Origin of the sequence: Leifsonia xyli (assembly GCA_001647635.1) — a bacterium.
GTDB lineage: Bacteria > Actinomycetota > Actinomycetes > Actinomycetales > Microbacteriaceae > Leifsonia > Leifsonia xyli_A.
Genome location: CP014761.1, coordinates 1,935,068 through 1,953,425 on the forward strand (window position 1 = coordinate 1,935,068; position 18,358 = coordinate 1,953,425).

An 18,358-nucleotide genomic window follows, 5' to 3' on the forward strand; every position below is an offset into this window, starting at 1 on the left:
TTATCTCGTGCGAGATCGGCTGGGCCCTCGGACTCCGAGGCGACCGCGACGCGGTTTTCGCATGGAGACTCAGTCGTCGTCGAAGTCGACGTCCTTGCCCTGCAATACTGCGATGGCTTTGATGACGAGCTGGATGGCGGCGACCGCGATGAGAACGGAGACTCCCAGCGCGAGGACGGGGTCGAGCCAGTAGAGGTCGTTGGTGATCAGAATGATGACGCCGGCGACGGCGATCGCCGCTGCAGCGGCTGCATCAGCGAGGGCATCGATCAGGACCGAGCGCATATGCAGGTCCTCCCCGGCTGCCGAGCGGCCGAGGACGAACGCGCCCGCAAGCATCACGAGCATCGTGATCACGCTGACGATCACCATCGGCAGTCCCTCCACCGGTGGCGAGCCCTCCTGTAGCCGGGAGATCGCCTCGATGGTCACCGTCACGGTCACGGCGAGCAGTAGCAGGGCGTTCACCAACGCGGCGATCGCGATCGGTCGTTGCGCGTGCGGATGGTCGGGGTCGCGGTCGCGGAGCGCGATCGCTATCAGGCCGAGGGCGAGGGCGAAGCAGTCGGCCACAGTGTCGCCGGCGGCGGCGAGCACACTGACCGAATGCGCAACAAGACCCGCGATCACCAGACCGACGATCAGGGCCAAATTCAGGCATAGGACGATCAGGATCCGTCGCCGCTGACTCCACCTGGGCGCGCTTACTCCCGCCGGGTTGGGCTGGGAGCGGTCCGTCTGATCGGGCACTCGGGCATTCTTTCATCCTGCCAAGTCGAGGTGGACGGGAATACCCTTAAGGGGTATATTGCTGAGACGAGTGAGCATACCCAATGGGGGTATGCCCGGGAAGGGATCGAGAATGTCCACCACCGAATTCCAGGTGACCGGAATGACCTGCGGCCACTGCGAGATCTCCGTCCGCGAAGAAGTCGAGCAGGTGGCGGGCGTGACCGCCCTCACCGTGAGCGCGCAGACCGGGAAGCTGGTCGTGACTTCGGCCGAGCCGATCGACGACTCTGCAGTGCTGGCCGCCGTCGAAGAGGCCGGGTACTCCGCAGTACGCGCCTAAAGACCCAGCACAGCGACCCGCGCGCACCGCACTCTGATCGAGGAGGTTCAATGAGCATCACGACCCCGGCCGATGAGCCGAACACCGCCGTAGAGCTGGAGATCGGCGGGATGACGTGTGCTTCCTGCGCGATGCGGGTCGAGAAGAAGCTGAACAAACTCGATGGCGTCACCGCGACGGTCAACTACGCCACAGAGAAGGCAAAGGTGACCGCTCCTCGTGGATACGAGGTAACCGCGCTGATCGCGGAAGTGGAGAAAGCGGGCTACACCGCCGCCGTGCCCGCGCGCCCGGCTCCTCCTGCCGAGCAGCCTGCTGCGGAACCGGTCGACGCGGAGCTCGGTTCTTTGCGCACGCGGCTGCTGATCTCCGTGGCGCTGACCGTGCCGGTGGTCGCCCTGGCGATGGTCCCCGTGCTCCAGTTCACATACTGGCAGTGGGCCTCCCTGACGCTCGCCGCACCGGTCGTCGTCTGGGGTGCGTGGCCGTTCCACAAAGCCGCATGGACGAACCTCCGGCACGGTGCGGCGACGATGGACACACTCATCTCCTTGGGGGTGACATCGGCCTTCCTCTGGTCGCTCTACGCCCTGTTCCTCGGCACGGCGGGGATGCCTGGCATGACGCACGCCTTCGAGCTGACCCTCGCACCCTCGAACGGCACGTCGAACATCTACCTGGAGGTGGCCTCCGGCGTGACGGTGTTCATCCTCGCCGGACGCTTCTTCGAGAAGCGGGCGAAGCGGCGGGCGGGAGCGGCCCTGCGCGCGCTGCTGGAGCTGGGAGCGAAAGAGGTCGTGGTACTCCGCGGCGGGGTGGAGTCGCGGATCCCCGTCGAGCAGATGCGGGTGGACGACGAGTTCGTGGTCCGCCCCGGGGAGAAGATCGCCACCGACGGTGTCGTCGTCTCCGGAAGCTCTGCGGTCGACACCTCGATGCTTACCGGCGAGTCCGTCCCCGTCGAGGTGGTCGCGGGCGACGCCGTCGCCGGCGCCACCGTCAACGCGGGCGGCGGTTGGTCGTCCGGGCGACCCGCGTTGGGTCCGAGACGCAGCTGGCGCAGATGGCTCGGCTCGTGGAGGACGCGCAGACCGGCAAGGCGGAGGTGCAGCGCCTGGCTGACCGGGTCTCGGCCGTGTTCGTGCCGATCGTGATCGGGATCGCTGTCGTGACCCTCGCCCTCTGGCTGATCGCCGGGTTCCCGATCGCGGCAGGCTTCACAGCTGCGGTGGCCGTCCTCGTGATCGCCTGCCCGTGCGCGCTCGGGCTGGCCACGCCGACCGCCCTGCTCGTCGGCACCGGACGGGGAGCCCAGCTGGGAGTCCTCATCACCGGACCCGAAGTCCTCGAGTCCACCCGCACTGTCAACACCGTCGTGCTCGACAAGACCGGCACGGTGACCACCGGCCGGATGACACTGGTCGAGACGATCCCGGAGGACGGCACCGACCGCGATGACCTGCTGCGCCTGGCCGGCGCGCTTGAGCACGCCTCCGAGCACCCGATCGCGCAGGCAATCGCGAAGGCCGCCACCGAGCAGGCGAGACGCGCTCTCCCTCCTGTCGAGGAGTTCCAGAACATCGAAGGCCGGGGCGTACAGGGCGTTGTCGAGGGACACGCCGTCCTCGTCGGCCGCGACTCGCTCTTGGCCGACTGGTCGCTCGCACTCAGCCCGGCGCTGGCCGCCCGCAAGTCGACTGCCGAAGCCGGAGGCAAGACGGTCGTGACGGTCGCCTGGGACGGCCAGGCCCGCGGCATCCTCATCGTGGCCGACACGCTCAAACCGACCAGCGCCGAGGCTGTCGCCGGCCTCCGGAAACTGGGTCTGACGCCTATCCTCCTCACTGGAGACAACCAGGCCGTCGCCGAGCGGATCGCCGCCGAGGCGGGCATCGACCGGGTCATCGCCGACGTCCTCCCGCAGGACAAGGTGGCTGTGATCGCCGGGCTGCAGCGGGAGGGACGGATCGTCGCGATGGTCGGCGACGGCGTCAACGACGCACCCGCCCTCGCGCAGGCCGACCTCGGTCTGGCGATGGGGACCGGCACCGACGCGGCCATCCAGGCCTCGGACATCACCCTGGTGCGCGGCGACCTGCGCGGCGCGGTCGACGCCATCCGGCTCTCCCGGACGACCCTCCGGACGATCAAGTCGAACCTGTTCTGGGCCTTCGCCTACAACGTCGCCGCCATCCCGATCGCTGCCCTCGGGCTGCTGAACCCGATGCTCGCCGGAGCGGCCATGGCCGCCTCGAGCGTGTTCGTCGTCGGGAACAGCCTGCGCCTGCGCAGCTTCACCAGCATCGTGCCGAGCACGGTGTAACACTCGAACCCGAGCATTCGCACAACGGAAGTGACCTCATGACCGACCCGCACGCTCACCACCAGCACACCGAGACCGCCGAACCCGCGGTCCACGACGCGCACACCGCCGCTGATCACGCCGCCATGGACCATGGCGGCATGGACCACTCCGCAATGGACCACGACGGCCATGCGAGTCACTCGGGGCACACCGGCCATGGCGACCACGTCGGTCAGTTCCGGCGGCTGTTCTGGATCAACCTGATCATCGCCGTCCCGGTCGTCGCGACCTCGCAGATGTTCGCGATGATCCTCGGCTACACCGTGCCGACGTGGGCGCTCTGGATCGCGCCTGTGCTCGGCACCGTCATGTACGTGTGGGGCGGCTGGCCGTTCCTCAGCGGCGCCTACAGCGAGCTGAAGAGCCGCACACCGGGCATGATGCTACTGATCGGCCTGGCGATCACCGTCGCGTTCTTCGCCTCCTGGGGGGCCACGCTCGGCCTGCTCGACCACGAACTCGAGTTCTGGTGGGAACTGGCGCTGCTGATCGTGATCATGCTGCTCGGGCACTGGATCGAGATGCGGTCCCTGGCCCAGACCAGTTCGGCGCTCGATTCCCTCGCCGCGCTCCTCCCCGACGAGGCGGAACGGATCGAGGGCGACACCACCGTCAAGGTCGCCCCTGCCGATCTCCACGTGGGGGACGTGGTACTCATCCGGCCCGGCGGGAGCGTCCCCGCAGACGGCCGGATCGTCGACGGCCGCGCGGAAATGGACGAGTCGATGGTGACCGGCGAATCCCGCCCGGTCTCCCGCGGCGACGGCGACGCTGTGACCGCCGGAACCGTCGCGGTCGACTCCGGGCTCCGGGTCGAGGTCACCGCCGTCGGTGACGACACGGCCCTCGCCGGCATCCAACGGCTGGTCACCGAGGCGCAGAACTCCTCCTCTCGCGCCCAGCGCATCGCCGACCGTGCCGCCGCACTGCTGTTCTGGTTCGCCCTCGGCGCCGCCATCATCACCGCCATCGTCTGGACCCTCGTCGGCAGCCCCGACGACGCCGTCGTGCGCACCATCACGGTTCTCGTGATCGCCTGCCCGCACGCGCTCGGCCTCGCCATCCCGCTGGTCGTCTCCATCGCGACCGAGCGCGCCGCCCGCGGCGGCGTCCTCGTCAAGGACCGGCTCGCGCTGGAGAGCATGCGGACCGTCGACACCGTCTTGTTCGACAAGACCGGCACTCTCACCAAGGGCGAGCCGACCGTCACTGGGATCGCACTCGTCGGCACGTTGACCGAGGACGAGGTCCTCGCTCTCGCCGCGGCGGCCGAGGCGGACAGCGAGCACCCGCTTGCCACGGCCATTGTCCGCGCCGCACGCGGACGGGAACTGACCATTCCCCCGGCCGCGGGATTCTCTTCCTCACCGGCCGTCGGCGTGACCGCGACCGTCGATGGAGCAGAGATCCGCGTCGGAGGCCCCCGGCTGCTCGACGAAGCGGGAGCCACGGAGGTAGAGGAGGCCGGCTCGTGGCGCAGCGAGGGAGCGATCATTCTCCACGTCCTCCGCAACGGCACCCTCATTGGCGGCCTGAAGCTCGCCGACGAGGTGCGCCCGGAATCCCGGGAGGCGGTCGACGCGCTCCACAAGCTGGGCGTGCAAGTCGTCATGATCACGGGCGACGCCGAAGCGGTCGCAAACGCGGTCGCCGCCGAACTCGGCATCGACCGCACCTATGCGCACGTGCGACCGGAGGACAAGTCCAGCACAGTGGCCGAACTGCAGACGGAGGGCCGGAAGGTGGCGATGGTCGGCGACGGCGTCAACGACGCCCCCGCACTCGCCCAGGCCGACGTCGGCATCGCGATCGGCGCCGGAACCGACGTCGCGATCGCCTCCGCCGGTGTCATCCTGGCCAGCTCCGACCCGCGCAGCGTGGTCTCGGTCATCGAGCTCTCCCGCGCCAGCTACCGCAAGATGAAGCAGAACCTCTGGTGGGCCGCCGGCTACAACCTGATCTCCGTCCCCCTTGCCGCCGGCGTGCTCGCCCCGATCGGCTTCGTGCTGCCCATGTCCGTCGGCGCCATACTGATGTCGCTGTCGACTGTCGTGGTCGCCCTCAACGCCCAACTGCTCCGCCGCCTGGACCTCGCCCCCGAGGTCAGCACCCGCACCATCCTCACCCCCTGACGAAAGACTCCCGATGACCCAGCACGACCACACCGAATACGGCTACATCACCGACAAAGACAAGTACCTCAACCGGCTCAAGCGCATCGAAGGCCAGACGCGGGGGATTTCCCGCATGGTCGACGAAGAGCAGTACTGCATCGACATCCTCACCCAGATCAGCGCCCTCACCAGCGCCCTACAAGCGGTCGCCGTCGGGCTGCTCGACGACCACCTCAAGCACTGCGTCCTGGACGCCGCACGAGCCGGCGGCGACGAGGCCGACATCAAAATCAAAGAGGCGAGCGACGCCATCGCCCGCCTCGTGCGCTCCTAAGCCCCGACCCTGCCGGCACTAACCGCCTGAGCGCCCGAGCTCGTCTCGCCGCCGGATGTACTCCTCGTGATCGATCTCACCCCGGGCATACCGCTCATCGAGGATTACCCTCGCCGAGGAGTTCGACGGTGGAACAGTGCCGGCGCCACCGGACGGGGCGCGCCGGGTCAGCGTGACGACCATCACGACGACCACCACGATGATCAGCAACGGTACGAGCAGCCACACGATCCACCACGCCCCCGCGCCGCCCATCATCCACCCGTACATGACCGCCTCCTCAGCTGACTTCTTCAACCAGGTTGGGGCTGAATCGCGCACCGCTAGTGGGCACAAAGTCCCGTACTGATCAAACCCCCGGCGGGTATCCAGGCTGCGACGCTAACTTGTTACTCGGAAGGAGGACACATGCTCGCCGACTGCATATCGACACACACCCGCACCTGGCGCTGCCTGATCGTCCTCCTCGTCGCCGTCGCGGGAATCCTCACCGGGATGCTGGCCATGCACGTGGTCAGCACACCGATGAGCCAACCGCATGAGCTCACCATGTCTCACGCCGCGCTCGCAGCGGCCGCCCCCGGGCAGTCGAACGGGGCCGGCGCGCACTCGGCGGCGATCGCCCCGGCGAGCGCTGGCATGGGGACGACTAGCGGATGCGCTGCCGACGGCTGCGACCCGATGCACGATATGACGGCAATGGTGTGCACCCTTGCCCTACTGGCCGCAACCATCCTGCTGATCGCTCCCGGCCTGACCCGTGCACTGCTCGGCATGGGGATGCTCGCCGCAGCCGCCACCTTGATCCGGTCGGTCGCCGGCACCATCGGGTCGTCCCCACCGTCTCTTCTGGCTCTCTCCGTCGATCGCAGATGACGCGCGTCGCACCCCGCGCACGCGCGGTGGTGCTTCAGCCTGCCCAGCATCAACACATCCACACGACGAAAGAGACCAATCCAGATGAACACCAGACTGATCGCGCTCACCTCCGGCGCCCTCCTGACCGCCGCCGCATTAGTCGGCTGCACCGCCGGCTCTCCGGGGAGCGACTCCGGTATGGGAAACATGCCCGGAATGGACCACAGTAGCGCGAGCACCGACACGGCGACCTCGGACCACAACCAGGCCGACGTCACCTTCGCCATGGCCATGGTCCCCCACCACCAGCAGGCGATCGAAATGTCCGACACCCTCCTGACCAAGCAGGGTGTGGACGCCCGGGTCACTGACCTCGCCCAGAAGATCAAGGCAGCGCAGCAGCCGGAGATCGACACCATGAACGGCTGGCTCTCCGCCTGGGGGCAGAAGTCCGACATGAGCGGAATGGACATGGGTGGTGACGGGATGATGTCGCAGCAGGACATGAACGCGCTCACCAAAGCGTCCGGCGCCGACGCGTCCAAGCTGTTTCTCACCCAGATGATCCAGCACCACCAAGGCGCCATCGCCATGGCCACGACCGAGACCGAAAAGGGCAAGGCAACGGACGCCGTCGCGCTGGCGAAGACGATCGCCGCCACACAGACCGCCGAGATCGCCACCATGAAGCAGCTTCTCGCCAGCCTCTGACCCCTTCCCGGTCGCACCAGACGCGGGCGCCGTCACCCTCCCCCTCGTGGCGGCGCCCGCCCTCCTCTTCGATCTCGACCCTTCCGGTCGATTGCTCTCTTTGGACATCCGATGAACACTCCGGACCTCACCCGTCGCAGCGTCCTCCTCGGCGGCGCCGGGCTCGCCACCGCCTTCGCTCTCGCCGCCTGCACCGGCGGCCCGAACCTTCTCACCGCAACAAGCGCCCCCGTCACCGCGGCCGAGAGGGCCCGACGACGCACCGGACGAACAACCCGCGTCCAGCTCACCGCGGGCAAGACGAACATCGACCTCGCCGCGCGCACGGCCTCCACCTGGGCCTACAACGGTCAGGTCCCCGGCCCCACCATCCGGGCGACCGCGGGTGACGCTATCCGAGCGCACGTGACCAACCATCTCCCGGATGACACCACCGTGCACTGGCACGGCATCGCCCTGCGGAATGACATGGACGGCGTGCCCCCGATCACTCAACACGCAATCGCGCCCGGGAGCTCGTTCGACTACGAGTTCACCGCGGACGCACCTGGCACCTACTGGTACCACCCACACGTCGGCCCGCAACTCGACCGCGGCCTCCAAGGCCCGCTCATCGTCGAAGACCCGCACGAGCCACTCGGCTACGACCACGACTGGGTGCTCGTGCTCGACGACTGGCTCGACGGCGTCACCGCCACCCCTGACCAAGTGCTCGCCGAGCTTAAGAAGGGAATGAGCATGGGCGGAATGGGCGGGATGGGCGGCGGGATGGGCGGCGGCGCTCCCTCCCGCAACGGCAAGCTGCTCACCGGCACCACCTCCAGCCTGCTCGGCGGCGACTCCGGAGACGTCTACTACCCCTACTACCTCATCAACGGACGCCCAGCAGAAGACCCCGCCACCTTCACCGCGAAACCCGGGCAACGCGTGCGGCTGCGCATCATCAACGCCGGCGGCGACACCGCGTTCCGGTTCTCCGTCGGAGGGCACCGGCTCACCGTCACCCACACCGACGGATACCCGGTGAACCCGGTCACGGGCGACAGCATCCTCCTCGGCATGGGCGAACGCTACGACGCGATCATCACCGTCGCCGACGGCGCCTTCCCCATCGTCGCCGACGCCGTCGGCAAAGCCGCCCGCGCCTTCGCCGTCCTCCGATCCAACCCCGGAAGCCCTGCACCCACCGTGAACGGGTACACCGCCTCTGACACGTCACCGGTCACAGCGGCCGTGCTCAGCGCCCCGCCCGCCGCTGCCCTCCGACGGCGCGGAATCGACCGCCGCATCGACATTGCCCTCACCGGCGGAATGATGAAGTACGACTGGGGCATCAACGGCAAAGCCTTCGACATGAACAACCCTCTCGACGGCGCCTACGCGGTGCGGGAAGGGGAACGAGTCCAGGTCACCATCGCCAACCAGACCATGATGTGGCACCCCTTCCACATCCACGGCCACACCTTCCAGCTCGATGGCGGCCCGCGAAAGGACACCGCCATCGTGCTCCCACACCAGTCGCTCACCGTCCTCTTCGATGCAGACAACCCCGGACTCTGGATGACCCATTGCCACAACATCTACCACGCCGAATCCGGGATGATGGCCGTCCTTGGCTACGAACAGAGCTGAGTCAACGGGGAACAGAACGCGCGGTTCCGCATAGCTGTGGACTCATGGCCGATGGCTTGATACACATCGTTTGGTTTGAGTCAAAGTGTCTCAGCGAGGAGTATTCTGACCTCATGCCCAAGTTGTGGAGCGAGACAGTGACCGAGCACCGGTCCGCGGTGTTGGATGCGATCCTGGATGCGACCGCGCAACTGGTGCATCGAGATGGTGTCGCCGGCCTGACCATGACAGCGCTGGCGGAGGCGAGCGGCGTGGGGCGGGCGACTTTGTATCGGTACGTTCCGGACGTCGGGTCGGCTCTGACCGCCTGGCAACAGCGCGAGGTGGCGAACCACCTCCAGCGCTTGCGAACGATCGCCGCAGACAGCGCTCCGGCCGACCGACTCGAGAACGTGTTGATGGGGTATGCGCGCTTACGCAGTCATCGACACGGGGATCACGGGGCCCTCCACGACGCCGCTCGCCTGGCTCCCGCCGAAGGCGAAGTTCGCGAACTACTGGCCGACATCATCGAAGAGGCTGCCCACGACGGCCGTGCCCGCACCGACCTTCAGGCGGCCATGCTCGCCGCATACGCAACCGGAGCCTTGGGGGCGGCAGCGATGCTCCCCGAGCCCTCCGCCGCGACGCGACTGACCGCCCTCGTCCTCGAAAGCATCCGGGGAGTCGATGGACATCCACACGGCGCGGACTCATCTGGCGCCCTTCCCGGACCGGTAGGCGGCCACCAGTGGAATCACTGACGCGCGCGAGCACCTAGGACAGCAGCGTCCAGCGGACTCCGCCTCGGACAGCAGTCGAGCGGGGCCGAACCTGCGCCAAGCTCGTCACGTGCTGACCTCCACCGACGTTTCACGAAAGATCTCGACGGCTTCTCGGATCGCGTAGTACACGATCACCAGAGTCGCTAGCAAGTCGGCCCACCACCACCCCAGCACGGTGTTCAGGAAGACGCCGACAAGGACGGCGCAGGCCAGTAGACCGTCGATCATGGTCACCCTGCCCTCCTTCTGCAGCACCGGATTACCCAGAGCTCGACCGGTACGCGCTTTGAGTGCGGCGAGGATGAACATTGTGGCGGCGGTGATCCCGGTCCATATGATGCCCCCGACGCTGCCGTCCGGTCGATGACCGCCGGCGAGGGCCACGACCGTTTGCACAAGGAGGTAGCCGGCGACGGCTACGAAGGCAGCGCCGATAAGCCGCAGGGCGATCCTCTGCCGGTGCTCCCCCGTCCCCGAAAGCTCCCAAATTACGACCGTGCTCGCCCCGATCTCGACTAACGAGTCGAGCCCGAAGCCGGCGAGAGCGACGGAGGCGGACGACAAGGCGAGGACCGCGAGCACCATGACGCCTACGACGTTCCACTCCAGCGTGAATCCGGCACGCAACAGCGCACGCCGATCGGGAGCGAGATCGGTCATCGTCAGCGTCCTTCCGCGCGAGAATGCATGGTCGAGCGAAGTCGACTCAGAGGTCGACCACCTCGAACTCGAGCAGGTCGGCCCCAGTGGCGACCGGGTTGGATCCGCCGTGAGTCATCCCGGCCTGTCCCTCCCGCCACGCCTGGTACGCCTCCTCTGTCGCCCAGGTACTGACGACGAAGTAGCGATCCTCCCCCTTGACCGGGCGAAGCAGCTGGAAGCTCTCGAAGCCGATGTGCTGGTCGACGTCGTGTGCGCGGCCGGCGAAGCGGGCCTCGAGGTCAGCTCCCCGGCCGGCAGGGACGTGAATGGCGTTGATCTTGACGATGGACATGCGTGTTGTTCCTTTCAGTGGAGCGGGGGCTGATCAGTGGTCGGCCGCGATCGGTGTCACGACGAAGTCGTCGAGGTTGCGCAGCTCACTGCGCACGTGCTCGGTCGCGCGATCGGCCACATGGGTGGCGTCGTGGAGGGTTGTGGCGCCGGTGGTGATCACTGCGGAGCCCAGGAGGCGGTGCCCGGACCAACGCAGCTTCACGTTCCGGACACCCGTAACACCGTCCGTTGTCCCGAGTATGCGCTCGACTCGGTCGAGAAGATCGGGATCGACGGCATCCATCAGTCGTGCGCCGACCGATTTCACGGTGCCCCACAGCAGCACCAGGATCGAGATGGAGATCAGCAGGCCGATGATCGGGTCGGCCAGCGGGAACCCGAGCATCACGCCGATCGCACCGAGCACGACCGACAGCGACGTGACCCCGTCCAGCCGGGCATGCACACCGTCAGCCACCAAAGCAGCCGAGCCGATCTTCCGCCCCACCCGGATGCGGTAGATCGCGACCAGTTCGTTTCCGGCGAAGCCGATCACACCGGCGACGACCAGCCACCACGCATTCTCCACTGGCCGCGGATGCACAAACCGGTCGATCGCCTCCCACCCGGCCACCACCGCCGAGAGGGCGACCACGAAGACGATGAACAGGCCGGCGAGGTCCTCGGCGCGGCCATAGCCGAAGGTGTAGCGACGAGTGGCCGCTCGACGGCCAAGGACGAACGCGATCCACAACGGCACCGCCGTAAGCGCATCCGCGAAGTTATGGATCGTGTCCGCCAGCAACGCCACAGAGCCGGTGACCCACACCAGGATCAACTGAAGCAGCGTCGTGCCCAGCAGGATGAACATCGACACCTTGACGGCGGTCACACCGGCCTTGCTCGCCTCCAGCGCGTCATCCACCGCATCAGCGGAATCGTGGGTGTGCGGAACGAAAAGGTTGTAGAGGAACCCCTTCACCCCACCGTGAGGGTGCGAATGCTCGCCGTGATCATGCGAGTGACCGTGATCGTGCGACTGACCGTGACCCTGGTCATGCTCGTGGTCCTCGTTGTGAGGATGAGCATGATTTGTGCCGTCGTGAACGTGGGAGTGATCGTGATCGTCGTGAGAGTGCGTGTGGGTTCCGCTCATGCTGACGCCCCCTCCGTGGCCGCCGCCACAGCATGGTGATGCCGGGGAGTTCCTCCAAGGGAGTGCTCGGCCTGCAAGATCGCATCGGACACCAGCCGGCTCGCGTGCTCGTTCTCCAGCCGATAGAACACGCGCTGCCCGTCCTGCCGGGTCGCCACGATGCGCGCCAGCCGCAGCTTCGCCAGATGCTGAGACACCGCCGACGGCTGCTTGTCGAGAATGTCGGCCAAGTGGTTCACCGAGAGCTCGCCCGCATCCTTCAACGCCAGGACGATCCGCACCCGCGTCGCATCCGCCAGCATCGCGAAGACCTCCACCGCCAGCTCGACGAACTGGCTATCGGGAAGGCGCCCACATATCGGCTTGTCTGCATCCATACGCAGATAATACGCGCGCGGCCAACGGCAACGAGAAGAGCACGGGGCGCGCACTCATGCGCTCGTGTCGCTATTGCGGGTGTCGGTCGCCACGCCACCACAGGGCAACCCAGAAGCCGCACCGTCTGCAGATGCGAGCGCTGCCGCCTTCCAGCGAGTGAACTCTGCTTCTGGGCAGCTCGCGTCCACAGCAAGAGCACACCACCAAGGCGTCATCATTCATGGGTCGAGATCGCCTGCACCAGCTGATCGACCGTCGGGAGCCCTGCGACGCCCTCCGGGGTGAAATAGATCCGGCACGCGAGATCGGTTGTTCGCGCTCCGTTCGGAAACAGATCCGCCCCGTCCGCGGTAATCGTCGGTGAACCCGCGAATGCGACCGCCGCCGCCTCCAGCGGAGTCTGAAGAAGCCGAAAAGCAACGGCCGTCGTCGTGTCACCGAGTCGATCGAGGGCGTCGCGGACGCGCTCACCCGCCTGCTCCCAGTTCGGGCACTCCTCGATATGCAGTACCTCGATCCTCATGCAACCATCCTCCGTCATTCAGGGCGCTCGAGCATCGTTGATTCATTGCAGGATGGCCCGAATCGGGCTAGATCGAGCCGGTTGTGGCGTCACAAGCAGCGCTCGTGACGCCACCTCATCACGCCGATTTGACCGGTACCGGCACCGCCACTGACGTGCCGGCCACCCAGGTGCGGTAGCCCCCGTCGAGGTTGACGACGTCGAAACCGTGCTGGTCGAGGATGCGCGCGGCGGTGTGACCGCGCTGGCCCACCTGGCAGTGCACCACGATCGGGCCGGCCGGCAGCTCGCCCAGCCGGTCGCGCAGCTCGTCCACTGGGATGTTCACAGCGCCGGGGATCGAGCCGGCCGCGTGCTCCCCGGCCGTGCGTACATCGACCAGGGTGGCGCCAGCGTCCAGCGCAGCGCCGAGCTCGTGCCACTGCAGGGAGCGGGTGGTACCGCTGCGGAGGTTGTCGGCGACGTAGCCGAGCTGGTTGATCGGGTCCTTCGCCGACCCGAACTGGGGTGCATACGCCAACTCGAGACGCATGAGACCGGAGGCGGTGATCCCGCCCGCCATGGCGACCGCGATCACGTCGATGCGCTTATCGACACCCTCGCCGCCGACGATCTGCGCACCCAGGATCGCATCTCTCCCAGGATCCACGAGCAGCTTCATCGACATGGACTGGGCACCCGGGTAATAGGTGGCGTGCGAGGCAGGATGCGTGTGGATGACTCGGTGCGCCCGCCCAGCAGCGGCGAGCTGCCGTTCCCCCCAGCCGACCTTCGCCGCGACGGCGTCGAAGACTTTCACGATCGCGGTGCCGAGGGCGGGCGTGTTGTGCTCCTCGCGGCCGGCGATGACGTCGGCTACGGATCGGCCGTGACGGTTGGCGAGCCCGGCCATGGTCACGAGCGTCTCTGCGCCGCTGAGCGCATCCACCTTCTCGACGCCATCGCCGACGGCGAAGATGCGCTCGACGCTGGTGCGGTTGCGGGCATCGACCGCGATCCCGCCCGTCGGCCCCAGCCACAGACCGGCCGAGCGCGCCAGGTCCACGCTCGGCACCACACCAGACGCGTCGATGATGAAGTCCGGCCGAACCGTCGCGCCGTCGCTGAGCAGCACCACCCCCGCCTCGACCGTGTCGATCGTGACGGAGGTGCGCACGTCGACGCCATGGCTACGCAGCTGCGCCTCAACGGGCGCAACCATCTCCACGTCGAGCGGGCTCAGGATGTGTGGGCCGCGCTGGATGAGCGTGACGTGGATGCCGCGCCGCACCAGGTTCTCGACGGCCTCGAGGCCGATGAAGCCGGCACCGACGACGAGGGCAGAAGGGTTGTCCGCGGCGGCGTCCACCAGCACGCCGATCGCGTCGACATCCTCCACCGTGCGCAGGGTGTGCGTCGGGATGCCGGGATGCCCCACGGCCTCCCGTGCAGACGCTCCGACGGCGAGGATCAGCTCGTCATAGCTCTCTATCATCGTCTCACCCGCGGCGAGGTCGAACACCGAGACAGTGTGTGCGACCGGATCGATCGCGAGGACCTCGTGGCCGGTTCGCACATCGAGCCGGAACCGGGCGGCCAACGACTGCGGGGTCTGCAGAAGGAGTGATGACCGATCGGTGATCACTCCGCCGACGTAATAGGGCAGCCCGCAGCTCGCATACGAGACGTACGGGCCGCGCTCGAACACCACGATCTCCGCAGTCTCGTCGAGCCGGCGCAGTCGCGTCGCGGCAGACATTCCTCCGGCGACTCCGCCGACGATCACGATCTTCATCCTGTGCACCTCCCGAGGGCGGTTTGGTTATACCCTCCCCGGTATCGTACTATACCGAGGGGGTATCCAGACCCACCCCTCCCGGACCCGAGAAGGAGAGTTCTAACCCATGTGCTACCCCGCCACCTGCAAAGTCTGCGCCAAGACGACCTGGAGCGGCTGCGGCCAGCACGTCGCCGACGTGCGCCGGCGCGTGCCCGCAAACCAGTGGTGCAACGGCAACCACACCGACGCCGAGAAGGCCGCCGCCTCCAGTGGCGGGTTCTTCGGCCGGCTCTTCGGACGCGGCTGACCGTGAGCACCGTCACCCTCACCGCCGACACACTCAAAGGCCAGATCGAGCAGAACGACATCGTCTTGATCGACTTCTGGGCGGCCTGGTGCGGCCCCTGCCGCATGTTCGCCCCCGTCTTCGAGACCGCATCCGAGCAGCACCCGGACATCGTGTTCGGCAAAGTCGACACCGAGACCGAGCAGAAACTCGCCGCGGCCGCCGGGATCACCTCGATCCCCACCCTCATGGCTTTCCGCGACGGGGTCCTCGTGTTCTCACAGCCCGGAGCGCTCGCCGGCCGGGACCTCGAGGATCTGATCGGCCAGATCCGCGCCATCGATCCGGCTGAGCTCACCGCCGTCAAGGCCCGCATCTGACCCGAACCGATACCCTGGCGGGTACCCGCGACGCCCCCTCGGCGCCATCGAGAAAGTTGAACATACCGTGGCCACTACCACCGCCGCCGACATCAAGCCCGTCCTCAACCGGCTCCGCCGCGCGCAGGGCCAGCTCAACGCCGTCATCGCCGCCGTCGAGAACGGCGGCAAATGCCGCGACGTCGTCATCCAGCTCGCCGCAGTCTCGAGTGCCCTCGACAAAGCCGGCTTCCAGATCATCTCCACCGCCATGCAGAAATGCATCACCGACCCCGACGACGACTCCGACCCGATGACGGTCGAAGAGCTCCAGAAGCTCTTCATGACTCTCGCGTGAACGACGTGGCCGACGCCGTAGCGTCCGGTGTGGTTGTTCACCTCGATGAGGCCGACCCCGCCAAGCACGCCGACGTCCTCAGGAACGTCAGCAACCTCATCGATGCGCTCGAACCGGGAACGGACATCGAACTCGTCGTCCATGGGCCAGGGATCAGCATCCTTCTGCCCGACAGCCCGCACCACGAAACCGTCCGCACGCTCCAACACCGCGGACTCACCGTCGACGCCTGCCGGAACACTCTCCGAAGCGAACACATCGACGCCGAGCAACTTGTGGCCGACACCGTCATTGTTCCCTCCGGCATCGCTCACCTCGTGATCCGTCAACGCGAAGGCTGGGCGTACCTACGGCCGTGATGGCGGCGGGCATGCGCCCTCGGGTCATCTCGTAAGGTAAGTCCGATGGAGAACACGACAGCGCGTCTATTCCGCGCCCTGATGGGGCTTGTCATCTGCGTAGTGGGCGCTGGAATCGCTGTCATCGCGATCATCCTCACCGTCGAGTACGCCTGGGGATGGATCTTCCTCATTGGGCCAGTCGCGCTTGTTCTTGCGGCACTCTCCACTCGGTGGGGAACTCGCCTGATTTCCCACTAGGGCGAAGCACACCGAACCGAACCAGAGCAGGAGGCCGAGCGGCTCTGCGAATCCGACATCGTGAGCACAATGCGCTGCGCTGCACGCACAGCCGCCCAATCTTCCCTGGCCAGCGATAAGAGAACGTCGAAGTCGAATAACCCTGCCGGCCAAGACATTGACACCGTCCACCGACCATGACCTCATCCGAGGAGGAGTCAGCGGCCTGATCAACTCGTTCACCATCCAGATTGGACAGGGCTCGATCGGACGCCTTCGGCGTGCTGACTTCCTTACTCTTCTCTCCGATCCGGCAGCCGACCATAGCAAGCTCCGGCAGCTCCAGGCCCGGTCGTCGCTATTTGCAGACTCCGCTCGCTGCGCTCACTCCGCTTAGCAACCGCTGCCTCCGGGCATTCCGCTGCCTCCACCCGCTATCGATCTTTGTGCCGGAACGGCCAGAAGAACGATGAGGGAGTTCGAGATCATGAGCGGCAAAGTCATCATCCGGAGCGCGAAGGCGCGACAGGTAGAAGCGGAGGCACTTCACGCGTCGATCGTGGAGCAGGTCCAACAACTCGCCGACAGCGGCCAGTGGCGGGCGTTCCTCGAGTTCGCCCGCTCCTTCCACAACTACAGCCTGAACAACCTCCTGCTGATCCTCTCCCAGAACCCCAAGGCGACCATCGTCGCCGGCTTCCGACAGTGGCAGACCAAGGGACGACAAGTTCGTAAAGGCGAGAAGGCGATCAAGATCTTCGGCTACCGCGAGAGGAAGGCCAGCCGCGACGACGACACAGACGAGACCGAAGGCGAACAACGAGTGGTGCGCTACTTCCCCACCCTTTCCGTGTTCGACATTGCACAGACCGACCCAATCGAAGAAGCCGAACCCCTCCCCCAGAACCCAACCCGCCGCCTAACCGGCCACGACGACCACGGCGTCATCGCTCCCCTGACCACGCACCTCCAAGCCAACGGATGGAGTGTCCAACGCGCACCGCTCATGAACGCGAGCGGGTACACGGATCCCGGACTGCACCGGGTGACCATGGCGGAAAACCTGGCGATGGAGCACGCGGCCAAGACACTCATTCACGAGACCGCGCATATCGAGCTGCGCCACGTCGAGGATCTCGACGAGTACCGCGCCCACCGGGGGCGGATGGAGGTGGAAGCCGAATCGGTCGCCTACATCGTCGCGGGCCTGTCCGGGTTCGATACCAGCGCGTACAGCATCGGCTACCTAACGGGCTGGGCCGGCGAGGACACGGCCCTCGTTCGAGACACGGCCGCGCGAGTACTAAAGGCAGCGCACACGATTTCGGCGGTCGTGGAAAAGCCTCACTAGGCCGTCAGCCGCACCGCGAAGAGAGCCCCGATCCACTCGGATCGGGGCTCTTCGCCGTCGGGGAACGGAACCGCGTTGAAGCGGCTCGAAGAACAGATCGGGCGAGACGTGGTGAAAAAGACGCCAAGCGAAGAAACGGGAACAACAAGAGGAGGACGCAGATCGGGAGAACCCAAATACAACGGCCAAGGCTAGAACCGACGGAGCAAGAAGCGAATGGCCGGCAAAGAGCGAATGCACGCAGGCACTTTGAGTGGAATGGTCGGTCGGTGGGCGCGGACATTGCGGCGTTGCGTGGCTGAGCTAGCGACGTCGAGGTGGCCCCATGTCAGGGCGGAAGCGATCACGGGCGCGGCTTTGAGCCGCGTGGAAGCGAAGTAGCTAACGCGTCGTTGAGTACTCGTTCGGCGACCAGAGGCCGGTCTTGAGCAGCCAGTTGTTGTAGCTGAGAAGGATGACCTTGCGAGCACGTCGGGACCCAAAGGCGTTGTGCCAGCGCTGAACTTTTGCCTGCACGTACTCCAGGTACTCCACGGCGTTGGATGTCCATCGATGGTGGTAGCTGAGCCTTGGTTCGACGAAGGTCGGATCGAGGTCAATCCAGGCAACCGACCCGGCGCCGCTGCCAACGGCATCCCACAATGACTGACGAAGATGCGTCCAGCCGTGGGGCACAGTCTGCTCGACTCGGCGTGCAGATGCATACGCCCTCGTCATCAAGTCGCGCCACGCTTCAATGTCGTACTCTGCTTCCAGCAAGAGGAGGCGATTCCGGAGCTCAGGTA

Annotated in this window: 20 protein-coding genes and 1 pseudogene; 13 read left to right on the forward strand and 8 right to left on the reverse strand. The window is 66.5% G+C overall.

Annotated features, from left to right (window positions below):
- Window positions 1-69 precede the first annotated feature (69 nt).
- Complete coding sequence (locus A0130_09430; protein ANF31865.1) at window positions 70-651, reverse strand: hypothetical protein; 582 nt, start codon at window positions 649-651, stop codon at window positions 70-72.
- A gap of 211 nt (window positions 652-862) precedes the next feature.
- On the opposite strand from A0130_09430, the gene A0130_09435 reads away from it, so the two are divergent.
- The 4 genes and pseudogenes from A0130_09435 (at window position 863) to A0130_09450 (ending at window position 5,885) form a co-directional block, all read left to right on the forward strand.
- Window positions 863-1,072 (forward strand): heavy metal transporter, encoded by a 210-nt coding sequence (locus A0130_09435; protein ANF31866.1) that lies wholly within the window; start codon window positions 863-865, stop codon window positions 1,070-1,072.
- Between the two features lie 50 nt (window positions 1,073-1,122).
- A pseudogene (locus A0130_09440) lies at window positions 1,123-3,395 on the forward strand (carbonate dehydratase).
- 38 nt (window positions 3,396-3,433) lie between these two features.
- The gene (locus A0130_09445; GenBank protein ID ANF31867.1) at window positions 3,434-5,569 is read left to right on the forward strand and encodes an ATPase; all 2,136 of its coding nucleotides are present in this window, start codon (window positions 3,434-3,436) and stop codon (window positions 5,567-5,569) included.
- Between the two features lie 13 nt (window positions 5,570-5,582).
- Entirely contained in the window at window positions 5,583-5,885 is a 303-nt protein-coding gene (locus A0130_09450) for a transcriptional regulator (GenBank protein ANF31868.1), read from the forward strand.
- Between the two features lie 18 nt (window positions 5,886-5,903).
- Here the strand turns inward: A0130_09450 and A0130_09455 are convergent, their stop codons facing one another.
- The gene (locus A0130_09455; protein ANF33375.1) at window positions 5,904-6,143 is read right to left on the reverse strand and encodes a hypothetical protein; all 240 of its coding nucleotides are present in this window, start codon (window positions 6,141-6,143) and stop codon (window positions 5,904-5,906) included.
- A 150-nt stretch (window positions 6,144-6,293) separates the two neighbouring features.
- Here A0130_09455 and A0130_09460 point away from each other — a divergent pair, with 150 nt between their 5' ends.
- The 4 genes from A0130_09460 (at window position 6,294) to A0130_09475 (ending at window position 9,829) form a co-directional block, all read left to right on the forward strand.
- Window positions 6,294-6,761 carry a hypothetical protein gene (locus tag A0130_09460; GenBank protein ID ANF31869.1) on the forward strand — a complete coding sequence of 156 codons (468 nt, stop codon included), beginning with the start codon at window positions 6,294-6,296 and terminating at the stop codon, window positions 6,759-6,761.
- An 84-nt stretch (window positions 6,762-6,845) separates the two neighbouring features.
- A complete protein-coding gene (locus tag A0130_09465) occupies window positions 6,846-7,454 on the forward strand; it encodes a DUF305 domain-containing protein (protein ID ANF31870.1) in 609 nt (202 codons plus the stop codon).
- A 111-nt stretch (window positions 7,455-7,565) separates the two neighbouring features.
- Window positions 7,566-9,086: a copper oxidase gene (locus A0130_09470; GenBank protein ANF31871.1), complete on the forward strand. Its 1,521-nt coding sequence runs from the start codon at window positions 7,566-7,568 to the stop codon at window positions 9,084-9,086.
- A 44-nt stretch (window positions 9,087-9,130) separates the two neighbouring features.
- Complete coding sequence (locus A0130_09475; GenBank protein ANF31872.1) at window positions 9,131-9,829, forward strand: hypothetical protein; 699 nt, start codon at window positions 9,131-9,133, stop codon at window positions 9,827-9,829.
- Between the two features lie 84 nt (window positions 9,830-9,913).
- Here A0130_09475 and A0130_09480 read toward each other — a convergent pair whose 3' ends face one another.
- The 6 genes from A0130_09480 to A0130_09505 all read right to left on the reverse strand — a co-directional run bounded on the left by A0130_09480 (window position 9,914) and on the right by A0130_09505 (window position 14,656).
- Complete coding sequence (locus A0130_09480; protein ID ANF31873.1) at window positions 9,914-10,510, reverse strand: cation transporter; 597 nt, start codon at window positions 10,508-10,510, stop codon at window positions 9,914-9,916.
- A gap of 46 nt (window positions 10,511-10,556) precedes the next feature.
- Window positions 10,557-10,844, reverse strand: a complete 288-nt coding sequence (locus A0130_09485; GenBank protein ANF31874.1) for a monooxygenase — start codon at window positions 10,842-10,844, stop codon at window positions 10,557-10,559.
- A 33-nt stretch (window positions 10,845-10,877) separates the two neighbouring features.
- Window positions 10,878-11,981 carry a cobalt transporter gene (locus tag A0130_09490; protein ANF31875.1) on the reverse strand — a complete coding sequence of 368 codons (1,104 nt, stop codon included), beginning with the start codon at window positions 11,979-11,981 and terminating at the stop codon, window positions 10,878-10,880.
- Window positions 11,978-12,358: a transcriptional regulator gene (locus A0130_09495; GenBank protein ANF31876.1), complete on the reverse strand. Its 381-nt coding sequence runs from the start codon at window positions 12,356-12,358 to the stop codon at window positions 11,978-11,980. Before A0130_09495 ends, A0130_09490 begins: the two co-directional genes overlap by 4 nt.
- A gap of 215 nt (window positions 12,359-12,573) precedes the next feature.
- Window positions 12,574-12,882, reverse strand: a complete 309-nt coding sequence (locus A0130_09500; protein ID ANF31877.1) for a hypothetical protein — start codon at window positions 12,880-12,882, stop codon at window positions 12,574-12,576.
- Between the two features lie 118 nt (window positions 12,883-13,000).
- Window positions 13,001-14,656, reverse strand: coding sequence for a CoA-disulfide reductase (locus A0130_09505; GenBank protein ANF31878.1), 1,656 nt, complete (start codon window positions 14,654-14,656; stop codon window positions 13,001-13,003).
- 109 nt (window positions 14,657-14,765) lie between these two features.
- Between A0130_09505 and A0130_09510 the strand changes: the two genes are divergently transcribed.
- The 5 genes from A0130_09510 (at window position 14,766) to A0130_09530 (ending at window position 17,573) form a co-directional block, all read left to right on the forward strand.
- Entirely contained in the window at window positions 14,766-14,948 is a 183-nt protein-coding gene (locus tag A0130_09510; protein ID ANF31879.1) for a hypothetical protein, read from the forward strand.
- Window positions 14,949-14,950: 2 nt separating this feature from the next.
- Complete coding sequence (locus tag A0130_09515; GenBank protein ID ANF31880.1) at window positions 14,951-15,307, forward strand: thiol reductase thioredoxin; 357 nt, start codon at window positions 14,951-14,953, stop codon at window positions 15,305-15,307.
- Window positions 15,308-15,374: 67 nt separating this feature from the next.
- Window positions 15,375-15,644 (forward strand): transcriptional regulator, encoded by a 270-nt coding sequence (locus tag A0130_09520; protein ANF31881.1) that lies wholly within the window; start codon window positions 15,375-15,377, stop codon window positions 15,642-15,644.
- Window positions 15,641-16,003: a hypothetical protein gene (locus A0130_09525; protein ID ANF31882.1), complete on the forward strand. Its 363-nt coding sequence runs from the start codon at window positions 15,641-15,643 to the stop codon at window positions 16,001-16,003. Before A0130_09520 ends, A0130_09525 begins: the two co-directional genes overlap by 4 nt.
- Before the next feature lie 706 nt (window positions 16,004-16,709).
- Entirely contained in the window at window positions 16,710-17,573 is an 864-nt protein-coding gene (locus A0130_09530) for a hypothetical protein (GenBank protein ANF33376.1), read from the forward strand.
- The last annotated feature ends 785 nt before the right edge of the window (window positions 17,574-18,358 follow it).

Excerpts from the sequence above, each read along its gene's own strand:
- A0130_09455 (ANF33375.1), bottom strand. The coding sequence starts at position 6,143 with ATGATGGGCGGCGCGGGGGCGTGGTGGATCGTGTGGCTGCTCGTACCG.
- A0130_09450 (ANF31868.1), top strand. The coding sequence starts at position 5,583 with ATGACCCAGCACGACCACACCGAATACGGCTACATCACCGACAAAGAC.
- A0130_09485 (ANF31874.1), bottom strand. The coding sequence starts at position 10,844 with ATGTCCATCGTCAAGATCAACGCCATTCACGTCCCTGCCGGCCGGGGA.
- A0130_09490 (ANF31875.1), bottom strand. The coding sequence starts at position 11,981 with ATGAGCGGAACCCACACGCACTCTCACGACGATCACGATCACTCCCAC.
- A0130_09505 (ANF31878.1), bottom strand. The coding sequence starts at position 14,656 with ATGAAGATCGTGATCGTCGGCGGAGTCGCCGGAGGAATGTCTGCCGCG.
- A0130_09480 (ANF31873.1), bottom strand. The coding sequence starts at position 10,510 with ATGACCGATCTCGCTCCCGATCGGCGTGCGCTGTTGCGTGCCGGATTC.
- A0130_09465 (ANF31870.1), top strand. The coding sequence starts at position 6,846 with ATGAACACCAGACTGATCGCGCTCACCTCCGGCGCCCTCCTGACCGCC.
- A0130_09475 (ANF31872.1), top strand. The coding sequence starts at position 9,131 with ATGGCCGATGGCTTGATACACATCGTTTGGTTTGAGTCAAAGTGTCTC.
- A0130_09460 (ANF31869.1), top strand. The coding sequence starts at position 6,294 with ATGCTCGCCGACTGCATATCGACACACACCCGCACCTGGCGCTGCCTG.
- A0130_09435 (ANF31866.1), top strand. The coding sequence starts at position 863 with ATGTCCACCACCGAATTCCAGGTGACCGGAATGACCTGCGGCCACTGC.
- A0130_09500 (ANF31877.1), bottom strand. The coding sequence starts at position 12,882 with ATGAGGATCGAGGTACTGCATATCGAGGAGTGCCCGAACTGGGAGCAG.
- A0130_09495 (ANF31876.1), bottom strand. The coding sequence starts at position 12,358 with ATGGATGCAGACAAGCCGATATGTGGGCGCCTTCCCGATAGCCAGTTC.
- A0130_09470 (ANF31871.1), top strand. The coding sequence starts at position 7,566 with ATGAACACTCCGGACCTCACCCGTCGCAGCGTCCTCCTCGGCGGCGCC.
- A0130_09510 (ANF31879.1), top strand. The coding sequence starts at position 14,766 with ATGTGCTACCCCGCCACCTGCAAAGTCTGCGCCAAGACGACCTGGAGC.
- A0130_09445 (ANF31867.1), top strand. The coding sequence starts at position 3,434 with ATGACCGACCCGCACGCTCACCACCAGCACACCGAGACCGCCGAACCC.
- A0130_09530 (ANF33376.1), top strand. The coding sequence starts at position 16,710 with ATGAGCGGCAAAGTCATCATCCGGAGCGCGAAGGCGCGACAGGTAGAA.